At 57.6% G+C, this 217-nt stretch carries 1 pseudogene; it reads right to left on the reverse strand.

The window, feature by feature from the left end:
* Positions 1-11: 11 nt before the first annotated feature.
* A pseudogene (locus H6B10_RS17520) lies at positions 12-217 on the reverse strand (hypothetical protein); the annotation flags it as partial.

Here is a 217-nt window from a genome sequence, read left to right on the forward strand (position 1 = left end):
AAACGCATCTATCAGGTGGGCATCCCCTCCATCGCCATGACTTCGGTGGGCAGCGTGATGACCTTCTGCATGAACCGCATCCTCATCGGCTTTTCCAGCACGGCGGTGGCGGTGAGCAGTTTTTCCACCATGCACTGGATCATGCAGCCGAGGCTGAACAGGCAGCACACCGAAAGATAATCCACACCGTACTGCCGGATCACGGGGTCCTCAGTCT

The organism is Gemmiger formicilis, assembly GCF_016901605.1.
Taxonomy (GTDB): domain Bacteria; phylum Bacillota; class Clostridia; order Oscillospirales; family Ruminococcaceae; genus Gemmiger; species Gemmiger formicilis_B.